Consider the following 20,676-nt stretch of genomic DNA (forward strand, 5'->3'; position numbering starts at 1 on the left):
TCCTTCGGAATGCTCCGCAAACGACCGCTCTCTTGGTCGATTGGATATGGCGAGGTTTCCTCGCCATCCCTCGACCGCTTTTTTCCCTTAAAAGGGGAGGCTTTAAACCAGAATTATTTAATAATTAATAATTAATAATTGGGTAAATGTAATACTAGAAATTAAGAAACAAACTAATAGAAAAGCAAAATTGTAGTAGACCGTTTCATCTTAAATGGTGCATTAGAAAATGGGGGAATGCGGTGATTATGAAAAAAGCACTTTGCACATTTTTAGCTGAAACAGTGCACTACTAGACCGACTATCTTTAATTAGGGTTTGCTGATTAAACATCAAAGCCTTTATAGATAAATATTTCAGCCTTTTCAGGTCTGGAAAAAGTACAAGATTTTCGTTCTAGGGAGCTCAAAAAGTTAGGATTTTGGGTTGACTCATTGCTGAAAAATCAAGGGATAATTCTTCTGACTACCTCCTCGCTCATTCCCTGTTTCTCCTGTCTCCTACCCTTACCGATAAGACTTTTTCAGCAAGCCCTAATTATTAATTATTAAATAATATCTTTCCTCTTCTGAAACCAAATAGTTAAACCTAAATAAATCAGTGAATGTAAACATAAAACTCCCCAACTTAAACCTAAATTTTCCCAGTTAAGATTATAAACATCTGAACCATCAAATGGTAACGGAACTGTAGTTCCGTTTGGTAATTTAGTTGCTTCTGGCACCATTTCATTAACATTGACCAGTGCGCCATAAGCAGCTACAGACCAACGACTTAACATTACCCAAGAAAATTTACTAGCTATACCTGTCATTTCAAATAAAACACCAGAAAAAATAATCTGAGGCAACAATATTAAAGGTAAAGCACTATTAGCTTGAGAACCATTTTTCACAATCGACGAAATCATTAATCCCAAACTAATACAACTTATTAAAGTTAAAAAAGTAGTAATACTAACTCCTATCTGCCATGAAATTAATTCTGGCTGAGGACTCTCAAATCCAAAGATAATTACTCCTGCTATTAATAGAGTTTGGAAAACTGCTAATAATCCTAAAACTATTACTTTTGAACCTAGGTAAGCAAATAATCCTAAATTAACTAATCTTTCCCGAATATAAATAGCTGATTCTTTGACTATTTCTTGTAGGGAACTCGAAAGACCAACCCATAAACAAGCACAAGTAAATACAAATAATACTCGCAAAGCTAAAGGAGCTAAGGTAGGTTCCGGGTCGCCAATAAATGGATTTTTGTCTCTAACGGCAAATAAAATTAAACCAATACCAATAGGAGCAGTTAATAAAGCCAAACCTAAATTTATCGGGTCGCGGAAAATTAATTTAAAATATCGTTCGATTAAAATAAATAGTTGTTGCCAAAAAGAAGGGGGTTGTTTTTTGGGAGGTAAATTAGTCGGAGATTTTAAATTATCAATACTCAGATGATTGGAAATATAATGCCGATAATATTCTGATTGACGAAAATTATTTACCCAATCATTGATATTTTCATCGCTGGTTTCTAGCTCATTATAAATATCAGCAAAGTCTCCAGTATTTACTGAGAAAAAATTGAGAGCTTCTCTAGATGAACCAAAGTAACATAACCGCCCTCCTCTTCCTAAAAATACTACTCTATCGCAAATTCTAATATTAGCTGTGGCATGAGTGACTAAAATAATTGTTCGTCCTTGATTTGCCAACTTTCTTAATAGCTGCATCATTTTTTTGTCTAATCCTGGGTCGAGTCCAGATGTCGGTTCATCTAAGAAAAATAATTTCGGATCTGCTAATAATTCGACGCCAATACTTACTCTTTTTCTTTGCCCTCCACTTAACTGACTAACTAATACATTTCTTCTTTCTGTCATTTCTATTTGTTCGAGGGTTTTTTCGACTATTTCTTTCACATTAATATCTGGAGGTAAGCGCAATTTTGCAGCATAATTTAATACTTCCCATACTGTTAATTCGGGATGAATAATATCGTCTTGAGGAACATAACCTATTTGATTCCGATAAATATTAAAATTATTCCTTAAATCTTCACCATTTATATAAACTTTGCCTTTAGTTGTCGGATCTATTCCTAATAATGTTCGCATCAAAGTTGACTTCCCAGTGCCACTTCCTCCGACTAAAGCAACAAACTGCCCCGGTTCGATCGCGAAGGAGATATCATTCAGCAAAACTCGTGTTTTCCCCCGTTGATCTCTGACTATTCTGTAGAGGCGATCGGCATCAAGACGAATTTGGTTGCCTGGATCGAAAACTTCCAAGTTATCGCCACGACGAATGAGGGTAAAAGGTCCGATTTTAATTACTGCTCCGTCAGTGACAACAATGGTATTTTTAACCCGCACCTCATTGACAAAAACACCATTTGTACTATAATCCCGTAAAATATAGTTACCTTTACCATTGGGTTCAATAGTGGCATGACGACGAGAAACAATTGAAGCATTTAATTCTAGATTTGCATTAGGATCGCGACCAAGTAATACCGATTGATCTTGCAAAGATATTGAGCGGGTTTTTGGCAAAGATGCTATGGCTACAGGATTATTCGGTTCAAAATATTTGAGCAGAATTTGGTTTTGGGGGTCGAGACCGATTTTTATTTCTATACCATTTTGCAACAGATGACCTTCAGATGGAGTAATGCGGGTACGATCGAGAAATAATCCGTTAGTGCTGGCTCGATAACCATCACCATCATAAATATGGTAGCGATCGTCAACTTTCCGGATGATGGCGTGATAACTAGAGATAACTAACCAGTCTGAAGGCACTACTAGATCGGCACGGAGGCGATCGCGTCCTAAGATATGATTGTCTTGTGTTAGTTGGAGTGTGATAATTTGGCCTTGATTATTTAATTCTATATAAGGATTATTGCTTAAAAGGGTGGTTTGCCCTGTTTTGTTAGTCATAATAATATTTGATTTTAGATTCTTTGGCAGAGATTCTATTTATATATATTTATATTGTGAATCATAATAGAAAATTGATTTTGAACGACTACTTATATGGCGTTTCTCAAATTGGTGAGGTACAGTTTTAGATCCCCCCTAACCCCCCTTGGTAAGGGGGGAACCGCTTAAAAGGGAGGTCTCAAAGTCCCCCTTTTTAAGGGGGATTTAGGGGGATCGTAAATGTACCTCATAACTGTGCGAATTGCTATATTATATAAATTCAAAATTAAAAACTGAAATTTTATAAAAGTATTGTCAAAAATTAATTTTTCTATCTACTTGACAAACAAAAAAGGAGAAGTTAGTATATTTACAGTTATGAACCTCGAAAAATAAATAGTAATAAGTTTTTAGTCATTTCTTGGTTGTAAAGGGTGGCTAACGGGTGGTTTTTCATCTTTGCATGGAACCCCACCGACGCACCTCGCAAAATCGCTGTAATGCTGATTCTTTCGTTGAACTGCGTCGATGCCATACCAGGAGCGGGTTTGAGGGTCGTCATTTTGGCAAAATTTGCCTTGTTGATGATAAAGTCAAAGGGGTGCGTCGATTGGCCTATCTGAAACCCTTGCTCTGTCTGGGTTCTGGATCGGAACTCTCTGGAAACCCTAATCCCTATTTAGGGATTGAAACGGCTGGAAGAACTACTCTTCTCCGCAGCACTTCCCTCTGGAAACCCTAATCCCTATTTAGGGATTGAAACCAAATAGTTAGAGCTAAAAAAAAATTTCATTGATCCTAATTCTCTGGAAACCCTAATCCCTATTTAGGGATTGAAACTTTTTGCCATAATGCATAGTCAAATTCTACCTCTGGAAACCCTAATCCCTATTTAGGGATTGAAACTCAAAGGCCTCTTTTAAGTGCTTATCTAAGACCTCCCTCTGGAAACCCTAATCCCTATTTAGGGATTGAAACTCCATCACTTCCTCCGTTTGCCCCTGTTAGGGTGTCCTCTGGAAACCCTAATCCCTATTTAGGGATTGAAACGAGTTGGTGTTATCGTTGATTAAATTTGATTCAGCACTCTGGAAACCCTAATCCCTATTTAGGGATTGAAACAACATCACATGAATACCATCTTCCTTTCCAATATGTCTCTGGAAACCCTAATCCCTATTTAGGGATTGAAACAATTTCTTCAGCAATTACTGAGTTTGTAAAAGATACAGAAGCTCTGGAAACCCTAATCCCTATTTAGGGATTGAAACTTGTATCAGAGAAGAACCTGACCTCCTCTAGCTCGTATCCGTTCTCCTCTGGAAACCCTAATCCCTATTTAGGGATTGAAACTTCAATATACTAGAAAACTGTAAATGCCTTTTTTCTATTGTTGCTGCTCTGGAAACCCTAATCCCTATTTAGGGATTGAAACTGGATCCAAAGTTGAAAAGCTGTGTACGGGGGGTTCTGCTCTGGAAACCCTAATCCCTATTTAGGGATTGAAACTCTTTATATAATTCTTCACAGCTTTTATCGCAGGCTCTGGAAACCCTAATCCCTATTTAGGGATTGAAACAAATAATCACCCTCCAAAATAAGGTCGTAAGTTTGTTGCTCTGGAAACCCTAATCCCTATTTAGGGATTGAAACAATCAAAAAAATCATGGAAACTAAAGCAACACCAGCGATCTCTGGAAACCCTAATCCCTATTTAGGGATTGAAACAATCCCTTGATTACCACTATGTTATTTTCTTGAAATACTCTGGAAACCCTAATCCCTATTTAGGGATTGAAACTTGAACCCTCTTCAACTGCTTTCTTGAGCAGTGGGGTTCCTCTGGAAACCCTAATCCCTATTTAGGGATTGAAACCTCAAGCGGGAAATATTGATCTGCAAGTTTACCTATGCGGTAAGCCTCTGGAAACCCTAATCCCTATTTAGGGATTGAAACCACTGCCTCCAATGGGTTTTCCTGGCAATACTCATCATGACTCTGGAAACCCTAATCCCTATTTAGGGATTGAAACCAGTGACGGGCACCGTTACTGTCTGTGTAACATTTACGCTCTGGAAACCCTAATCCCTATTTAGGGATTGAAACTTCTGGCATTTTTCCCTCCAGGGAACTTACTACCTCTGGAAACCCTAATCCCTATTTAGGGATTGAAACCGTTTGGAAAACTTCAAATGACTTCATAACTTCCAAGCCATCTCTGGAAACCCTAATCCCTATTTGAAGAAGAGGTAATTATTAATTATTAATTGTTAATTATTAATTATTGAAAAACCATGCTTCTCGCCATATTAATTATAGGTTTTCTTGGAAGTTATATTTATATTCTAATAATTTAGGTAAATCAGCTATTAATAAAGGAATTTGTAGAGTTTTGGCAAGATATTTTGCTGTGTTGGATTTGCCTGTGCGATCGCTTCCTTAAAAATAAAGCAGAAACAGTAACACACCAAAAATTTCTCCTAAAATGGTGCGTTACTAACCTCTAATCAAATTACTTGTAATGGCTTTTGGGGAAACATTCTAGGTTCTGGAAGGGGTTTATTCTCTTCAATAAGCATTTCTATAAAAGTTTCAATTACTTCCTGACCATTTTTGGCTGCTTCCTCGTATGTTCGACCATGAGTATGAAATTCTTGCCAAGGAAACTCAGGTAAATGAACTAAAAAAAGCCTATCTTCTTCAGACCATTGAATTACCATACTATACTGATAATTCATTTTTATTCCTCCTCGCTTTTTTCATTTTCTTGTTTTTTCAATTCTGCCAACTTTTTCAATACTCGTTGAATATTTCTCTCCAAATATAATGGTGCATCATCACCATCTTTTCCTGGAATAGTCAATGGTTTTTCAGGTAACAAAGGATGTTTCCAAAAAGTATGACTTCCTTTACCGCGTTTGTGTTGAAGTATATAACCAACTTTCGCTACCATTGCTTTTAATTCTCGTATTTTCTTGGGCATTACTCCTTTTTACTTTTGATTTCTATTATATTACCGAAATAATTAATAATTAAACAATTAAATAATTGGTTTAGCGTCTCTGGAAATTCTAATCCCTACTACTAGCACGTCTAGACTAAAATTATTGGTTAGGAGCGAGTAACCTAGAACACCTCTCCCCCAACCCCTCTCCTGCGAGGAGAGGGGAGAGACTCCCCCTTCCCTTGCAGGGAAGGGGGTTGGGGGGTTAGGTTTTTTTACCCGCATTATCCGATTATTAAAAGGTGATTTTTCCAGATGAAACTAACCCCAAAAAAACTATCTATAACTACTCTCTGTATTTCCTTATGTCTAATTGGATGTCAATCTCCCGAACCAAAAATAACATCTCCCAGTCCCGAAACAACTCCTTCCCCACAAGCATCACAAGTATCAATAAAAATACCTCAAAAACCCTTAACATTACCTCCAAATAATCCCGAAAAAATAGCTTCTACTCAAGTACAAACATATCTCAGTAGATTAGCAAATCAAGGATTTTCTGAACAAAATCAAGGCATCTGGATACAATCAAACGATACTTTATTAGCAAACCATCAAGGTACAATTCCTTTACCCGCAGCATCTATTACTAAAGTAGCAACTTCCTTAGTCGCCCTAGAAACTTTTAATCCCAACCATCAATTTATTACCTTAATTTCTACAACAGGAAAAATTGAAAATGGTGTCTTAAATGGAGACTTAGTTATTCAAGGAGGAGAAGATCCGTTATTTGTTTGGGAAGAGGCGATCGCTATTGGAAATTTATTAAATAAAATAGGGATTCAAAGAGTTACTGGCAATCTAATTATTACTGGTAAATTTTACATGAATTTTGAATCTAATCCTCAAACTGCTGGTAATTTTCTTAAACAAGGATTGAACAGTCAAATTTGGCCGAGAGAAGCTTTAACTCAATATCAAACTTTACCTCCTGGAACGGCAAAACCGCAAGTAATTATTGATGGTATTGTAAAAGTTTCTCCTACTGCTCCTGAAAATACGAAACTATTAATTAGACATTATTCTTTTCCCTTAGCTGAACTGGTCAAAAAAATGAATCAATATAGCAATAATTTAATGGCAGATATGTTAGCTGAAGCTGTGGGAGGTTATCAAGTAGTTGCGGAAAAAGCTGCTGAATTTACGGGAGTACCAAAAGAGGAAATCCAACTAATTAATGGTTCTGGTTTAGGAGAAGAAAATCGCATTTCTCCTCGCGCTGCTACAGGAATGTTTCTAGCAATTGATAAATATCTTCAGCAATACAATATGAATGTGGCAGATGTATTTACTGTAGTTGGTAAAGATAAAGGTATTTTAGAAGAGCGGAAACAACTGCCAAATTTTGCAGTAGTTAAGTCTGGAACTCTGAATTATGTTAGTGCTTTAGGAGGTGCTTTACCTACAAAAGAAAAAGGAGTTGTTTGGTTTACAATTCTGAATAAAGGATCTAGTGTAACTGAATTAAGAAATCAACAAGAAATTTTACTAAAAGATGTGTTGAACAAGTGGGGTGCTGTTGAGTTGTCGCCACCAGAATTAACAGCTAATCCTGAGAGAAAAGCTAAAACTTCTCGTAGTGAAATTGTTGAAGATGGGAAAAAATAAGAATCTAGATAAGTCAAAAGTAAGATTAATACTATAACAAAAACTTCTGAAAAAAATCTTAGAGATTGTTTGTAAAGGAAACATAAAAAGGAGATAGGGAATAGGGAAGAATAAATAAATAAAGACAACTATTTGTCATTTATAAATCTAGGAATATATCTACCGAACACCTCTGTATCTACCAGATTTCAATCCGTTGAAGTATTAACGCTTTTAGATTTTATATTATGTACGGTTAAATAGTTATAATTAAAATTCGTAGTAAGGCTTTAGCCCGAACTATAGATAGGGATCAAGCCCTACTACAAACAAAATTTTTATGAGTGAATCAAGATTAAAACAGCTTGTCAGCCAAGATAAAGCGACCATATTTTACATTCACGGAACTGATAGAAGTGGATCTACGCTGGCCGAAGTGATTTTTTCAAAATTGGCGGATAGAGCAATCCATCAACCTTTTTTGCGTGTGAATAAAAAACTGGGAGGTATCCTCAGACCGAATAAACAGCCCTTTGATGCTGACATCTATGAAATGGGTTGTGGCTTGATTGTTGAGCAGATAGAAGAAATTCTCCAGCAGAAAAACCATGCTACAATTTTTGTCAAAGAAACTACTCGTTTCTTTCATTCCCAAATTTGGGAGCAATGGATTCAGATTCCTGAAAAGTTTTTGTTTATAATCCGGGAGCCTCACTTACAACACTTATCATGGTTATCCTTCTTGACTGACTTAGCATACAAGGGCAATGGCTTATTGATGACCAATCCTTACAAAGTCTTGGAGAAAGCCCAAACAACAGAAGCCTTAGACATCCAAAGCTTCAGACCTGGAGGGCCTTCGGGTACAATTATTAGTTATAATTTGCAGATATGGCAGAATTTAATCAGGGATTGGAATATGTTGCAATCTAGGATTGCTGGAAGTTCAAAAAAACTGGCAGTTCTGGATTTAATAGAACTCAGGCAAAATCCTGAATATGCAATTGGCAAAACAATTGAGCAATTAGGTTTTGAAATTGATAATCTTGAGAGGCTCAATTCCAATTTAATGGTGCAATCTCAAAACAAGGTCTTTAATAACATAGTAGCTTCCTATCCTTCTGCAACAAGAAAAATACGCAATAGTAATGAAATAGAGTTGTTAGTTCCTGGGGAAGCCATTGCTCCATACGCCTTTTCACCTCAGTCACAAGAGCTTATTTGGCGACTGATTCCCCTGTACCTCGATCTGCTATACGCACCCGAAAATGCTGCTATGCCCTCTTTGCAACAACTAGAGGGGACTGTGGCAGGCAGCGAAACTTTGAAATTAGGGGATATTCATCCTTTTGTTGCCTACGCGATCGCTATTTTCCATCAACACAAAAACCCAACCCCAGAAATTAACTCCGTGCTGGAGACGATTATCAATGGGAAAACGAAAACTGTTTTGGGGGAAGAAAAGCCAAACTCAGAATTATTCGGAGATTCTTTTGCAGTGGTGGATGCTTACTGGCAAGAAGCAGACTAATTTGAGGAGTTATTTCCACGGGAAGAATCTAGTGCGCGATTGCCTTTCCTGCGGAAGAAACTATAAAAAACTGAAGGGTAAATACCTAAATGCTTAATCACTAGGAAACTGAGCCAGATATTCCACATAGCCATCGTCAAGCTAGTAGCGATCGCTGCTCCAATGGAACCAAATATAGGAATTAATGCTCCATTCAAAACAATATTAATTAAAGCAGTATAACCATAAACAAAAACCGCTTGATTTTGATAACCAGTCATTATCAACAAGAATCCCACAGATCCACATAAAGCATTCACCAATTGTCCTAAAACCAAAATCTTTAACTGCCAGTGAGCAACGACAAAATCTGACCCAAAAAGCCCCATCACAGGTTGGGCAAAGATAATCAAGATAGCAGCAATAGCTAAGGAAAACCAGAAGATCCAGACAGTCACTTTAGAGACCAGGTTTTGTAACTCCTGGCGATCGCCTTGCATATAAAGGGTAGTAAAAACAGGAGCGACTACAATATTAACAGTTTGCAAAGAGAAAGCTACCCATTGAGCAGTCTTCACCACCGCGCTGTAAATCCCTGCTTCCTCAGTTCCAATTACCGAACCCACCATCACAATATCTGTTTGATTCAAAATCTGTCTAAATCCTGTCTGTAATAACAAAACTAGGGCGATGCTTATCCACTTGCGGTAGTTATAGATGGGAGTAGTCCGCTCAACTTCTGTATCTAATTTCCCCCACAACAGCCATAATTGGAATGATAGGGCGATCGCTAACATTACCATTGAAATTTTGATTGTTGTGATGCTGCAGAGTGCGTGGTTTCTTTGCCAAAAAAATAATCCTCCTGACAGCAATAATATTGGCCATATTACTAGAGAGGGTACATAGGCCAAAGTTACATCTTTCATTGCCCTGGCGATTTCCAAAAATAACTGGACCAAAGCCTGTAGTGGCACTAACCAAATCCCAATTAGAAGTGGTTTTGCGTAAGAAAAGCTGTGATAATGGTTGAGCCATAAAATTAGACCCCTGGTGACTAAACACAACAATACACTAGCCAATATGGTTAGTAACAAGCTGCCACGGATAATACCGCCTAAAAGTCCCCAATCTTGCTTAACTCGGTATTCGGAAATGAAGCGCAATACTGTGCGAGGCAAACCCAATCCTGCTGGAATTGCCAAGAGTAATGACCAAGAGATGACATATTCATAAATACCGTACTCAGTTTTGCCCATCCATCGGGCTAAAAATACTTTAACTAAGTAGATAAGCAATAACCCTGCTAATTGAATAATTAAGGCTACTTTAACATCTTTAACTAGAGTGCTGAAATTGAAACTGTCTGAATTTCCTGATAATGAGCTTTGAGTCATAAGTAGGTTGGTGAAAAAATTTACAAGTACGTCATTGCGACTGGAACGGAGTGGAAGGAAGCAATCTCCGCCAACTCCTGAGATTGCTTCCTATCGTCGCAATGACAACTGTTCAACTGGATTTTACAACAGTTTTCATGTCAGTGTTTAATATGAATTCTAACTTCTGAATTCTGAATTCTGAATTCTAACTTATCTGGGATCGACTGGTCTTGCCACTAAAATACCAATGGCACTTTCCACATTCCAAATATATCTTTCTAAATCATAAGCAACAGTTACTTTTCCCGCAGGAGAAGCATGAATAAAACCAATATTACCATCGGAATTACGATAAACTAAGCCAGTATGAGTAACATCTAATCCATTAATTTCTGTTGCTACGGCGATAATATCCCCTGGTTTTAGCTGAGAATAAATACTGCGGATTTTATAGTATGGAATATAGTTTATTTTCAGTTTACTAATACTATTTTCCATACTAACAATACACTGATAATTCGCATCATTCCTAGCAATTTGTGGATACTTCAATCTATTTTTACTCATAAAAAATAATGGTTTGTTTACCCTTTCACCTCCTAGTTTAACACCAATATCTCTAACATTTCCTCGTCTTTGATTGTCAGCAATCCATTCAGAAAAATAATGTAAACGGCTGCAATATCCATCTATTTGACCTTTCCAGTAACGCTGGTTTCTAATATGATTAATAAAGGTTAAATAAGAATAATCTTCCATTGCTATTCCCCTCGCCATTGCCAAAACAGTTTCCACAAATAATACACAATCAAATCCATCCAAAGTAATCACTAAAGACTCTTGATTGGATTGGTCTAATAATCCAGCTTTGTAGGGACTACCAATAAAATAATCAGCGATCGCCTGCATAATTTCTGCCATAGAACGTTCAGCAAGATTCTGTTCTATGGCATACTCTATTACTGGTTTAAACTTGGGGTCTTCTTGAATATTTGATGGTGGTATTTTATTAACTCCTTTTTCTCTACCACTTTTATTTAATTGAATATCAATTAATGGTCTTGTGGGAGGCTGAGACGGACCGACTGGGAATTCTTTGAAAACATTTTGCTTTGATAAAGTAGATATTTTTGAGAAGGTATTACTAGATAAATATAGGGATTTTAAAGTAGTATCGGAAAATTGAATTAGACGCAGATTTAGTGATTTTTCTGAAATAGATGCTAGGGGATTAATTAACTTTTCACTATCAAATTTTATTTTTTCATTATCCTGATTATTTACAAGATATTTTCTCTGAATATTGCCATCTATTTGAGCAGTATTAACCAAGCTGAAAAAAGACATCAAATTATTTAACGCCAGAGGAAAATTTACTGTGTAGAATCCAGTGAATACCACTGCTAAAACAGGTAACTCTAATAATTTTCTCATTTGTTTATCGGGAATCTTAGCCTACAAGTATGTTATCCTAAATAAGAAGAAATTGGTAATATTTACTGATGTGAAACCTACAGTTTTGAACAATCGCTATCGATTTATACGAGCCATCAGTAGTGGTGGATTTGGGGAAACCTTTTTAGCAGAAGATACCCAAATGCCTTCTGGTCGCTACTGCGTAATTAAGCAACTTAAAGTAGTTACAAATAATCCTGATATTTACCAACAGGTACTACAACGCTTTCAACGAGAGGCGGCCATTTTGGAAGAATTAGGGGAGACTAATACTCAAATACCTAAATTATATGCTTATTTTAGTGACACAGCAGGTCAATTTTACTTAATACAAGAATGGATAGAAGGAGAAACCCTCGCAAAAATAGTAGAAGCTAGAGGTAAAATGACGGATAGTTATGTTCAGAAAATGCTGATTAGTTTACTATCAGTTATTAACTATATACATAGCAAAAATATTATTCATCGAGATATTAAGCCGGAAAATATTATTTTGCGTCAAGAAGATGATTTGCCAGTTTTAATAGATTTTGGGGCAGTAAAAGAGTCTATTTCTACAGCAATTAATTCTGAAAAAAATACACCTATTTCTATTATGATTGGTACTCCTGGATATATGGCTTTTGAACAAGCTGCTGGACGACCAGTTTATGCCAGCGATTTATATAGTTTAGGATTAACAGCAATTTATTTACTTACAGGAAAAGTTCCTCAAGATTTGGAAATGGATTTACAAACTGGAAATATTATTTGGCAAGAATATGCTAACAATTTAACTCCTAAATTAGCAGGAATTTTAGATAAAGCAGTTCAACCTAATATTAGCGATCGCTTTACTACAGCTAGAGAAATGTTAGAAGCTTTAGAGTCTGCTTCAATTCAGGTTTTTACCAATGAAACAGAGCAGCCATCTCCATCTTTAGTAGTTATCAATAATTCTGACAAAACAACAACTTTAGATTTATCTATAGATAAACATTTAGAACTACCTTCAACTCAACTATCTATCAGTCGCAGAAATTGGCAGAAAACTGTGATTATTAGCGGTGCTATTGGTAGTTGTTTATTAAGTGGTATTTTGCTCAAAAATACCTTAATTAAATCTTCCCAACCACAATTAGAAATCCCAACCTTTCCCACACCACCTACTACAGAATTAGTCACATCAATTTCTCAACCAGAAGCTAAAAAATTAATCCAGACTTGGTTAAAAGCAAAAAAAGATATATTTGCTCCTCCCTATAATCAAAAACTTGCTGCTGAATTGACAACAGGAAAAGTGTATGATACAATTTTGTCTTCAAATGGAGCGCTCGCTTGGTTAAAAGAAAACAATGCTTACTATCAATATGGAGTTCAAAAAATAGACAGTATTGAATATTTTTCGACCCAAGGAAGTCAAGCAACTATTCAAGTTAAAATTACTGAAGAATATCAACTATTTAAAAATAAGCAATTAGAAACTAAAAGGTCAGGTTCATCCCAATTAACAGTCATCTATAATTTGCAATTTATAGACGGCAAATGGAAAATAGCTGCTTCTAGAATTATTTAGAGAACAGGGAATAGGGAATAGGGAATAGGGAACAGGGAATAAGGAATAGGGAACAGGGAACAGAAAAGAAAAAAAAGTATACTTACACAAAGGGTGAACAATACTATATGTACTTCTTTTTTCTTAAATTATTAGACCAAATTTAAAAAAGATAGTTATACCAATTCCCATGCATTAATGCTATAGTTTGGTGACACTTCAGTTATCAAGTAATTAACACAGGTGAAATAACTACCATACCTAATTATTAACCAGTTAATGTTAATTGTTATTATGTTTACTTCTCCCGTAGGAATGTTGCATTCAACCTCCCTACCCACTCCCTTACTCCCGTACTCAAGAAAGTATATAAAAGTTTTTGAGAAATGGTATTATATGATGTCCGGATAATAAGAGATAAAAAAGTTTTTGTTTGTAGTAGGGATGTAGCCCTATCTAGACTTAGGGCTAAAGCTCTACTACAAGCTTTAATTATAACTATTCAACCGGACATGATATTATATAAATTTGGTTGAACCTGTTGCCTAATTCCAAGAGATTTTATTTACAACCAAAATCTGACTGCTATATGAATCAACCAATTTTAAATAACCGTTATCGAATTATTAAAACATTAGCAAGTGGAGGATTTGGTGAAACATTTCTTGCCCAAGATACTCAAATGCCATCTGGTCGTCTTTGCGTTATTAAACAACTTAAACCTATAGTAAATAATCCTCAAATTTATCAACTTGTACAAGAAAGATTTCAAAGAGAAGCAGCTATTTTAGAAGAACTAGGGGAAACAAATAATCAGATTCCGCGATTATATGCATATTTTACAGAAAACGCACAATTCTATCTAGTACAAGAATGGATAGAAGGAGAAACTCTGACAAAAAAATTACAATCAGAAGGAGTTTTTAACGAAAATTTTGTCAGACAAATCCTCGTTAGTTTACTCCCTGTTTTAGAATATGTTCACAGCAAAAGAATCATCCATAGAGATATAAAACCAGGCAACATAATCTGGAGAGAAAGAGATGACTTGCCAGTATTAATTGACTTTGGAGCAGTCAAAGAATTAATGGGAACAACCTTCAATTCAAAAGGCAATCCCTCTCGCTCCATAGTAATAGGAACTCCAGGATTTATGCCACCCGAACAAGCAGCAGGACATCCAGTTTATGCCAGCGATATATATAGTTTGGGATTAACAATAATTTATTTATTAACAGGAAAAAATCCCAGTCAGTTACCAACAAATTCACCCTGGGAAAATTTGACAACAAATATAACTCCCCAACTAACAGAAATTTTAAATAAAGTCATTCAACCTAACCCAAGCGATCGCTACTCCACCGCTAAAGAAATGCTTCACGCCTTAAAATTTGGACCAACCGCGATGGCACCCACAGTACCCTCTCCACCACCTCCTATTCTTTTGCCAGTCTCAGAAGCTCCTAAACCAGCACCAACCCTTGTTACATCGCCCCCACCAGAAGCTTTAAGCCCTTCTCAACCTATAGTTTCTAATCCTCCCACTCTCAAACCAAATGCTAGTCAGATGGGAGACTGGCAAAAAGCAATAATTACAGGTAGTATAATTGGTGGATTTATTCTGATTGGAATTGTTTTAGTTAATTCTATTTTTACAGATCAATACCCAGAAAAAGTTGAACCTTCAACAACAAATACCAATCCAAATCAAGTAACTTCTCCATCACCAATTCCCAAAACTTCAACCAAGTCTCAAAAACCTCAACCTTCCCCTAGAAAAACGGAAAATTCAATCACAGAAACAGAAGTCGCCAAGTTAATTGAGACTTGGCTAGAAGCAAAAGCAAAAATGTTTTCTCCTCCATACAATAGCCAAATTGCCAATGAATTAACCACAGGAGATTTTTATGAAAAAATAGCAGGAGTAAATGGTTCAATTAATTGGCTAAAAAATAACAATGCTTACTATAAATATGGCGTGCAAAGACTTGACTCAATAGAACAATTTTTTGCTAATAATGACAGTGCTACTATCAAAGTTAGAATTACTGAAGAATATAGTTTGTACCGCAATGGCAAAATTGACCCTAATGAAACAGATTTTAAAACTCTGACGATTATTTACAATTTAAAATTAATAGATGGTCAGTGGAAAATATCTAACTCTCGCACTCTCTAAACATGAAAATTTTGCGTCAATTGTTGAGTAAATTACAGCTATTAATAATGGGAAGTCTTATGGCAGCAATAGTTGTCATACTTGGTCTATCAGCTATACATTTTTTTCCTGCTAATATAGTTAGAGATTCTACTACAACTGTTATTACTTCACCTGAATCAAATCCTATAAAAAATGACTATATAGAATTAAGTCCTACTCAAAAATTAGCTAATAACCAACCATTTTTACAACACTTTCCTTATGCAGAAACTAATCTCGACAAATTGATTATAGTTGGTAGTTATAGTAGAGATAATTATCAACGTTTTGAACAACTTAATCGAGAAGCTGCTCAAAAATTAATGCACTTAATATCTACTGCTAGAACCGAAGGAATTTGGATAATTGTCATTTCAGGATTTAGAACTATTCAACAACAACAAATATTATGGAAGACTCAAGTAAACAAATTAGGTTCCGAACAACAAGCAGCTAAATTTAATGCACCTCCTGGATATAGCGAACATCATACAGGTTATGCTGTAGATTTAGGAGATGGTCAATTTCCGAGCTTGGATTTAACTCCAGAATTTGAAAATACAACAGCTTTTCAGTGGTTAAAAATTCATGCCCAAGAATATGGCTTCGAAATGTCATTTCCTCCCAATAATTCTCAAGGTATTAGTTATGAACCTTGGCATTGGCGTTTTATCAGTTCGCCAGAAGCAAACGCCATATTTGCTAATGCTAAAAATACCAAATTTTAAATTTTTAGAGTATCTTTCAATAATTGATAATGGATAATTGATAATTACCTCTACCTAAAAACGGATAGGATTGAATAAAAGGAAAATTTTTTCTTATTTCTCTTGAAATAGAAGGCTTTAAACCTTAATTATTCGGTAATTTTAGTTATTCAATGTCAAAACAGACGAAATTCTATGATAATTGAAATCTTCATGGAAAACGTACCAAAAATAGATTTGCCTTCATAGTGGGATAGTTCTATAATATTAACTATAGCTAAAGCACTTAACTTGGCTAATTTTTGCTTGTTTGTTGAGTTGCCTAGCTATAAAAACTGTCAGAATCCTAATTCCTTATATTTATGACATCTGTAATAGTATCAACTTAACGACAAAAACTAAAGAAAAATTGGAGCTATAATTATCCATATAACTAAAAAATAATAATTAATAACTGATAACTGAAATGGCTAACTACTTATCAACATATTTCTTAGTATCTCATGGTAGTCGTGACCCACGACCAAAGCTAGAATTAAACAAACTAGCTGAACTTTTATCTGGACAAATACCTTTAAGTAAATATTTTAGGAAGCATAATAATATACTAAAATCTCCTGTGATTACTACAGGGGTTTTAGAACTTGGAGTGAAACCTTTACACGAACAAATTGAATATTTTTGGGAATATACACGATCGCTGCATATTACTCAAATGCAAATAATACCTTTATTCCTTTTACCGGGAGTTCATGTCACGGAAGATATTCCCGCAGAAATTGAGATATTCCGAGAGCGGGTAAGAGCAAGTGCTTCGCCAAAGACGGTTTTGCAGGAACAACAGAGTAACTTGAAGCTTGAAAATAAATTAGAAATTAATACCCCTGTTAAAATCAATTTGTCTCCTTATATTGGTTCCCATCCAAAAATGGCAAATCTACTGGCGACTAAAATAAGTTCTGTAACTGCTGATGCCTGGGTACTTATTTCTCATGGTAGTCGTCGCTCCGGTGGTAATGAAGTTGTGGAAAAAATAGCCCAGTCCCTCGCTAGTAGTTGCCAAGTTTTGGTGTCTACTGCTTATTGGAGTGTTCCTCCTGACCTCAAGTCTAGGGTTGAGATATTAGTTAAACAAGGATATCGAGAAATTGGAATTTTGCCTTACTTTCTGTTTAATGGGGGTATTACTGATGCGATCGCTGATACGATAGATCGACTCTCTCAAATATATCCTAATATTAAGTTTCATCTAACTACTCCTCTTGGTGCAACAGAGGAGTTAGCAGAGTTGGTTTCAGATTTGATAAAAAGTAAGGAAGAGGGAAGAAGGAAGAAGGAAGAAGAAGTAATATTATAAATAAAGCATAGAAACCGGGTTTATATGAAATGCCAGTGACATCTATCTCCCATAAACCCGGTTTCTTATAAAACTCCCAAGGACGGAGATTTGATATAAATATTGACAAGAAAGGGGAAAATGATAAAGCAGTTTAATACTAATCTCTATTCCCTATTCCCTATTCCCTAATTATATGACATCCATACAAACAGAAACAGACTTAGTGTTAATAGGAGGCGGTCATAGTCATGCGATTGCTATCCGAAAATTTGCCATGAAGCCCATACCAGGAGTCAGACTAACTCTCATCACAGATGTATATCACACGCCCTACTCTGGAATGTTGCCTGGATATGTAGCAGGTGTATACAACTTCGACCAATGTCACATCGATATGCGCCCCCTTGCCAAATTTGCTGGCGCTAGAATATTTGTAGACCGTGCTATAGGTCTAGATATGGAGAAAAATCAGATACTCTGTGCTAACCGTCCCCCTGTAAATTTTGATTTACTTTCCATTAATATTGGTAGCACTCCCGCGAGTTTAACTGTACCGGGAGCAACAGAATATGCGATTGCCGTCAAACCTATATCACAATTTCTCACTTATTGGCATCAGATAACGACAATGGTTTCCGCATCTCCCACACAGAGAATTAGGATCGGAATAGTAGGTGGTGGTGCTGGGGGGATAGAGTTAGCTTTCGCGGTGCAAAGTCATCTCCATCAAATTTATCGCAATGCAAAACAAGCTAATGATAATTTAGAATTGCATCTATTTCATCGGGGGACAAGATTATTACCAAACCGTTATCCTTGGGTAGGAAAGGAAGTTGAGAAAATTCTCAAAAGTCGTGGCCTGGTATTGCATTTAGAGGAAAATGTTGGGGAGGTAGTCGCTCACAGTGATTTTGCTACAGATGTGGGGATGAATGATCGGAAAACTCAACAAACTACACCCAATATCCTAACACCCAAAATTATTCGTTGTGATTCAGGGTTGGCAGTAGAATGCGATATTCTGTTTTGGGTAACTCAAGCATCGGTAACACCTTGGTTACACAAAGCAGGTTTGGCAACAGATGCGAGAGGTTGTATTTTGGTCAATGAGAAATTACAGTCAATTTCTCATCCCCAAGTTTTTGCAGTAGGAGATGTGGCAACAATGGTGAATCATTCTCGTCCTAAAGCTGGGGTGTTTGCAGTGCGCCAGGGAAAACCTTTGTTTGAAAATCTACAACGCGCTCTCCTAGGAAAACCACTCAAGTCATTTATACCTCAGAAAAAATTCCTGATTTTGATTGGTACTGGTGATGAACAGGCGATCGCTTCCCGTGGGAAAATAGGTTTTGGCCCTCATCCGTTACTCTGGCGTTGGAAAGAAGGTATTGACCGTAAATTTATGAATAAGTTCTCTAATCTGAAAATGGAAGGTAGAAGGCAAAAAGCAGAAGGCAGAAAGAAAAATTCCCCGATGCACTGTGCTGGTTGTGGAGCGAAAGTTGCTAGCTCGGTTTTGGAGAATGTGCTGCACAAAATTCCACAGGAAATCAAGAGGGATGATATTTTGATTGGTATAGATACGCCTGATGATGCTGCGGTGGTTAAGGTGCCAACAGATAGGGTAATGGTGCAGACGATAGATTATTTTCGAGGGTTAGTGGATGACCCCTATTTATTGGGAAAAATTACAGCTAATCATTGTTTGAGCGACTTGTTTGCTATGGGGGCGATGCCTCAAAGTGGGTTAGCGATCGCTACTATTCCCTACGCTGCTCCGACTAAACAGGAGCATAGTTTATATCAATTGTTATTGGGAGCAACAGAAGTTTTAAATCAAGCGGGTGCTGTTTTAATGGGTGGTCATACAACAGAGGGAGAGGAACTTGCTTTTGGTCTCACCTGTAATGGTTTAGCATCACCAGAAAAACTATTGTACAAGAGAGGGATGCAACCGGGAGATGTGCTGATATTAACCAAAGCTTTGGGAACAGGAACATTATTTGCTGCGGATATGCGTCTCAAAGCAAGGGGGCGTTGGATTGAAAGTGCTATTAGATCGATGTTAGTTTCTAATCAGAATGCTGCCCAGTTATTATTAGAGTATGGTGCGACTGCTTGTACTGATGTGACTGGATTTGGGTTAGTCGGACATTTGTTGGAAATGCTGAAAGGGCAAAAATTTGGTGTAGAATTAGATATGAAAGCTATTCCTGTGTTGCCAGGAGTCGCTGAAACTTTGGCACAAGGTATTTTTAGTTCCCTGTACCCCGAAAATATGCAACTATCTGCATCAATTCAAAATCGGGAACAAGGGAGTTTGCATCCTCTTTATCCGTTGTTGTTTGACCCGCAAACTTCTGGTGGGTTGGTTGCTACAGTGCCTGTTGAGTCGGCGAGTGCTTGTTTGAATGCACTGCAACAGGAATATTCTGAAAGTATAATTATTGGGCGAGTGTTATTGTTAGATACAGGGATGCTGCCGATTAAAATTAATTTTTGACCAAGAAATAAAGTACTGAAACTAGAGGTACTGATAACTGATAATATGATGTGATATCATATTTAGATAATTACTATACCCAAGTCATTGCGACTGGAACGGAGTGAAAGGAAGCAATCTCCGCGCACCCCTGAGATTGCTTCCTATCGTCGCAATAACAACTATTCAACAGATTATATCAAATCCGGTAGTATCGGTGTAATTAGATAGTTAATCTAGGAGTCAGGAGTCAGGAGTCAGGAGTCAGGAGTCAGGAGGAAAGAGAATTTAGAAACATTTGCTCTTGAATGAAGATGAAAATTTTTTTTATACCGAATTAAGCGGATTTGATATTATATCTAACTCTTTAATGCTCTAATTATCCATTATATCATGTCCGGTTGAATAGTTATAACCTACATTCCGCACGACAAAATGTAGTACATAAAGAGGGGAAAACTTGAGTAAGTATTTAGACTTATAGTATGGGGTAGGAGGCGATTGCAAATCAATAGATTAATAACTCATCCACACACTAATTTTTGTTTGAGTGATGTA

13 protein-coding genes and 1 CRISPR repeat array are annotated in these 20,676 nt (G+C 36.5%); of the genes, 8 read left to right on the forward strand and 5 right to left on the reverse strand.

Annotation, left to right across the window (positions count from 1 at the left end; genetic code table 11):
• Nucleotides 1-547: 547 nt before the first annotated feature.
• Nucleotides 548-2,938, reverse strand: coding sequence for an ATP-binding cassette domain-containing protein (locus ACP6PL_RS17795; protein ID WP_426546603.1), 2,391 nt, complete (start codon nucleotides 2,936-2,938; stop codon nucleotides 548-550).
• A 639-nt stretch (nucleotides 2,939-3,577) separates the two neighbouring features.
• Nucleotides 3,578-5,096: direct repeats of the CRISPR family, unit length 36 nt; unit sequence CTCTGGAAACCCTAATCCCTATTTAGGGATTGAAAC.
• Nucleotides 5,097-5,205: 109 nt separating this feature from the next.
• Here ACP6PL_RS17795 and ACP6PL_RS17800 point away from each other — a divergent pair.
• A complete protein-coding gene (locus tag ACP6PL_RS17800; RefSeq protein ID WP_426546604.1) occupies nucleotides 5,206-5,364 on the forward strand; it encodes a hypothetical protein in 159 nt (52 codons plus the stop codon).
• A 64-nt stretch (nucleotides 5,365-5,428) separates the two neighbouring features.
• Here the strand turns inward: ACP6PL_RS17800 and ACP6PL_RS17805 are convergent, their stop codons facing one another.
• Both ACP6PL_RS17805 and ACP6PL_RS17810 read right to left on the reverse strand, forming a co-directional pair.
• The gene (locus tag ACP6PL_RS17805; RefSeq protein ID WP_426546605.1) at nucleotides 5,429-5,659 is read right to left on the reverse strand and encodes a type II toxin-antitoxin system HicB family antitoxin; all 231 of its coding nucleotides are present in this window, start codon (nucleotides 5,657-5,659) and stop codon (nucleotides 5,429-5,431) included.
• A 2-nt stretch (nucleotides 5,660-5,661) separates the two neighbouring features.
• Nucleotides 5,662-5,904, reverse strand: a complete 243-nt coding sequence (locus ACP6PL_RS17810) for a type II toxin-antitoxin system HicA family toxin (RefSeq protein ID WP_426546606.1) — start codon at nucleotides 5,902-5,904, stop codon at nucleotides 5,662-5,664.
• 276 nt (nucleotides 5,905-6,180) lie between these two features.
• On the opposite strand from ACP6PL_RS17810, the gene ACP6PL_RS17815 reads away from it, so the two are divergent.
• Nucleotides 6,181-7,533, forward strand: a complete 1,353-nt coding sequence (locus ACP6PL_RS17815; RefSeq protein WP_426546607.1) for a D-alanyl-D-alanine carboxypeptidase — start codon at nucleotides 6,181-6,183, stop codon at nucleotides 7,531-7,533.
• Between the two features lie 319 nt (nucleotides 7,534-7,852).
• Complete coding sequence (locus tag ACP6PL_RS17820) at nucleotides 7,853-9,043, forward strand: hypothetical protein (RefSeq protein WP_426546608.1); 1,191 nt, start codon at nucleotides 7,853-7,855, stop codon at nucleotides 9,041-9,043.
• On the opposite strand, the gene ACP6PL_RS17825 is transcribed toward ACP6PL_RS17820, so the two are convergent.
• Nucleotides 9,040-10,419 carry an oligosaccharide flippase family protein gene (locus ACP6PL_RS17825; RefSeq protein ID WP_426546609.1) on the reverse strand — a complete coding sequence of 460 codons (1,380 nt, stop codon included), beginning with the start codon at nucleotides 10,417-10,419 and terminating at the stop codon, nucleotides 9,040-9,042. The two genes, ACP6PL_RS17820 and ACP6PL_RS17825, sit on opposite strands and share 4 nt — an antisense overlap.
• A gap of 192 nt (nucleotides 10,420-10,611) precedes the next feature.
• Entirely contained in the window at nucleotides 10,612-11,835 is a 1,224-nt protein-coding gene (locus tag ACP6PL_RS17830; RefSeq protein WP_426546610.1) for a DUF1460 domain-containing protein, read from the reverse strand.
• 52 nt (nucleotides 11,836-11,887) lie between these two features.
• Here ACP6PL_RS17830 and ACP6PL_RS17835 point away from each other — a divergent pair, with 52 nt between their 5' ends.
• The 5 genes from ACP6PL_RS17835 to selD all read left to right on the forward strand — a co-directional run bounded on the left by ACP6PL_RS17835 (nucleotide 11,888) and on the right by selD (nucleotide 20,139).
• Nucleotides 11,888-13,411, forward strand: coding sequence for a protein kinase domain-containing protein (locus tag ACP6PL_RS17835; protein ID WP_426546611.1), 1,524 nt, complete (start codon nucleotides 11,888-11,890; stop codon nucleotides 13,409-13,411).
• Between the two features lie 568 nt (nucleotides 13,412-13,979).
• Nucleotides 13,980-15,569, forward strand: coding sequence for a protein kinase domain-containing protein (locus tag ACP6PL_RS17840; RefSeq protein WP_426546612.1), 1,590 nt, complete (start codon nucleotides 13,980-13,982; stop codon nucleotides 15,567-15,569).
• Nucleotides 15,570-15,571: 2 nt separating this feature from the next.
• Nucleotides 15,572-16,318, forward strand: coding sequence for a M15 family metallopeptidase (locus tag ACP6PL_RS17845; RefSeq protein WP_426546613.1), 747 nt, complete (start codon nucleotides 15,572-15,574; stop codon nucleotides 16,316-16,318).
• Between the two features lie 445 nt (nucleotides 16,319-16,763).
• Complete coding sequence (locus tag ACP6PL_RS17850; protein ID WP_426546614.1) at nucleotides 16,764-17,654, forward strand: sirohydrochlorin chelatase; 891 nt, start codon at nucleotides 16,764-16,766, stop codon at nucleotides 17,652-17,654.
• Nucleotides 17,655-17,829: 175 nt separating this feature from the next.
• A complete protein-coding gene (selD, locus tag ACP6PL_RS17855; RefSeq protein WP_426546615.1) occupies nucleotides 17,830-20,139 on the forward strand; it encodes a selenide, water dikinase SelD in 2,310 nt (769 codons plus the stop codon).
• Nucleotides 20,140-20,676 lie beyond the last annotated feature (537 nt).

The organism is Dapis purpurea BLCC-M126 (genome assembly GCF_050015975.1).
In the GTDB taxonomy this organism is placed as follows: domain Bacteria; phylum Cyanobacteriota; class Cyanobacteriia; order Cyanobacteriales; family Microcoleaceae; genus Trichodesmium.

Bases quoted from the DNA above. Each gene is read 5' to 3' on its own strand.
- ACP6PL_RS17795 (WP_426546603.1), bottom strand. From the start codon at position 2,938: ATGACTAACAAAACAGGGCAAACCACCCTTTTAAGCAATAATCCTTAT.
- ACP6PL_RS17805 (WP_426546605.1), bottom strand. From the start codon at position 5,659: ATGAATTATCAGTATAGTATGGTAATTCAATGGTCTGAAGAAGATAGG.
- ACP6PL_RS17810 (WP_426546606.1), bottom strand. From the start codon at position 5,904: ATGCCCAAGAAAATACGAGAATTAAAAGCAATGGTAGCGAAAGTTGGT.
- ACP6PL_RS17815 (WP_426546607.1), top strand. From the start codon at position 6,181: ATGAAACTAACCCCAAAAAAACTATCTATAACTACTCTCTGTATTTCC.
- ACP6PL_RS17820 (WP_426546608.1), top strand. From the start codon at position 7,853: ATGAGTGAATCAAGATTAAAACAGCTTGTCAGCCAAGATAAAGCGACC.
- ACP6PL_RS17825 (WP_426546609.1), bottom strand. From the start codon at position 10,419: ATGACTCAAAGCTCATTATCAGGAAATTCAGACAGTTTCAATTTCAGC.
- ACP6PL_RS17830 (WP_426546610.1), bottom strand. From the start codon at position 11,835: ATGAGAAAATTATTAGAGTTACCTGTTTTAGCAGTGGTATTCACTGGA.
- ACP6PL_RS17840 (WP_426546612.1), top strand. From the start codon at position 13,980: ATGAATCAACCAATTTTAAATAACCGTTATCGAATTATTAAAACATTA.
- ACP6PL_RS17845 (WP_426546613.1), top strand. From the start codon at position 15,572: ATGAAAATTTTGCGTCAATTGTTGAGTAAATTACAGCTATTAATAATG.
- ACP6PL_RS17850 (WP_426546614.1), top strand. From the start codon at position 16,764: ATGGCTAACTACTTATCAACATATTTCTTAGTATCTCATGGTAGTCGT.
- selD (WP_426546615.1), top strand. From the start codon at position 17,830: ATGACATCCATACAAACAGAAACAGACTTAGTGTTAATAGGAGGCGGT.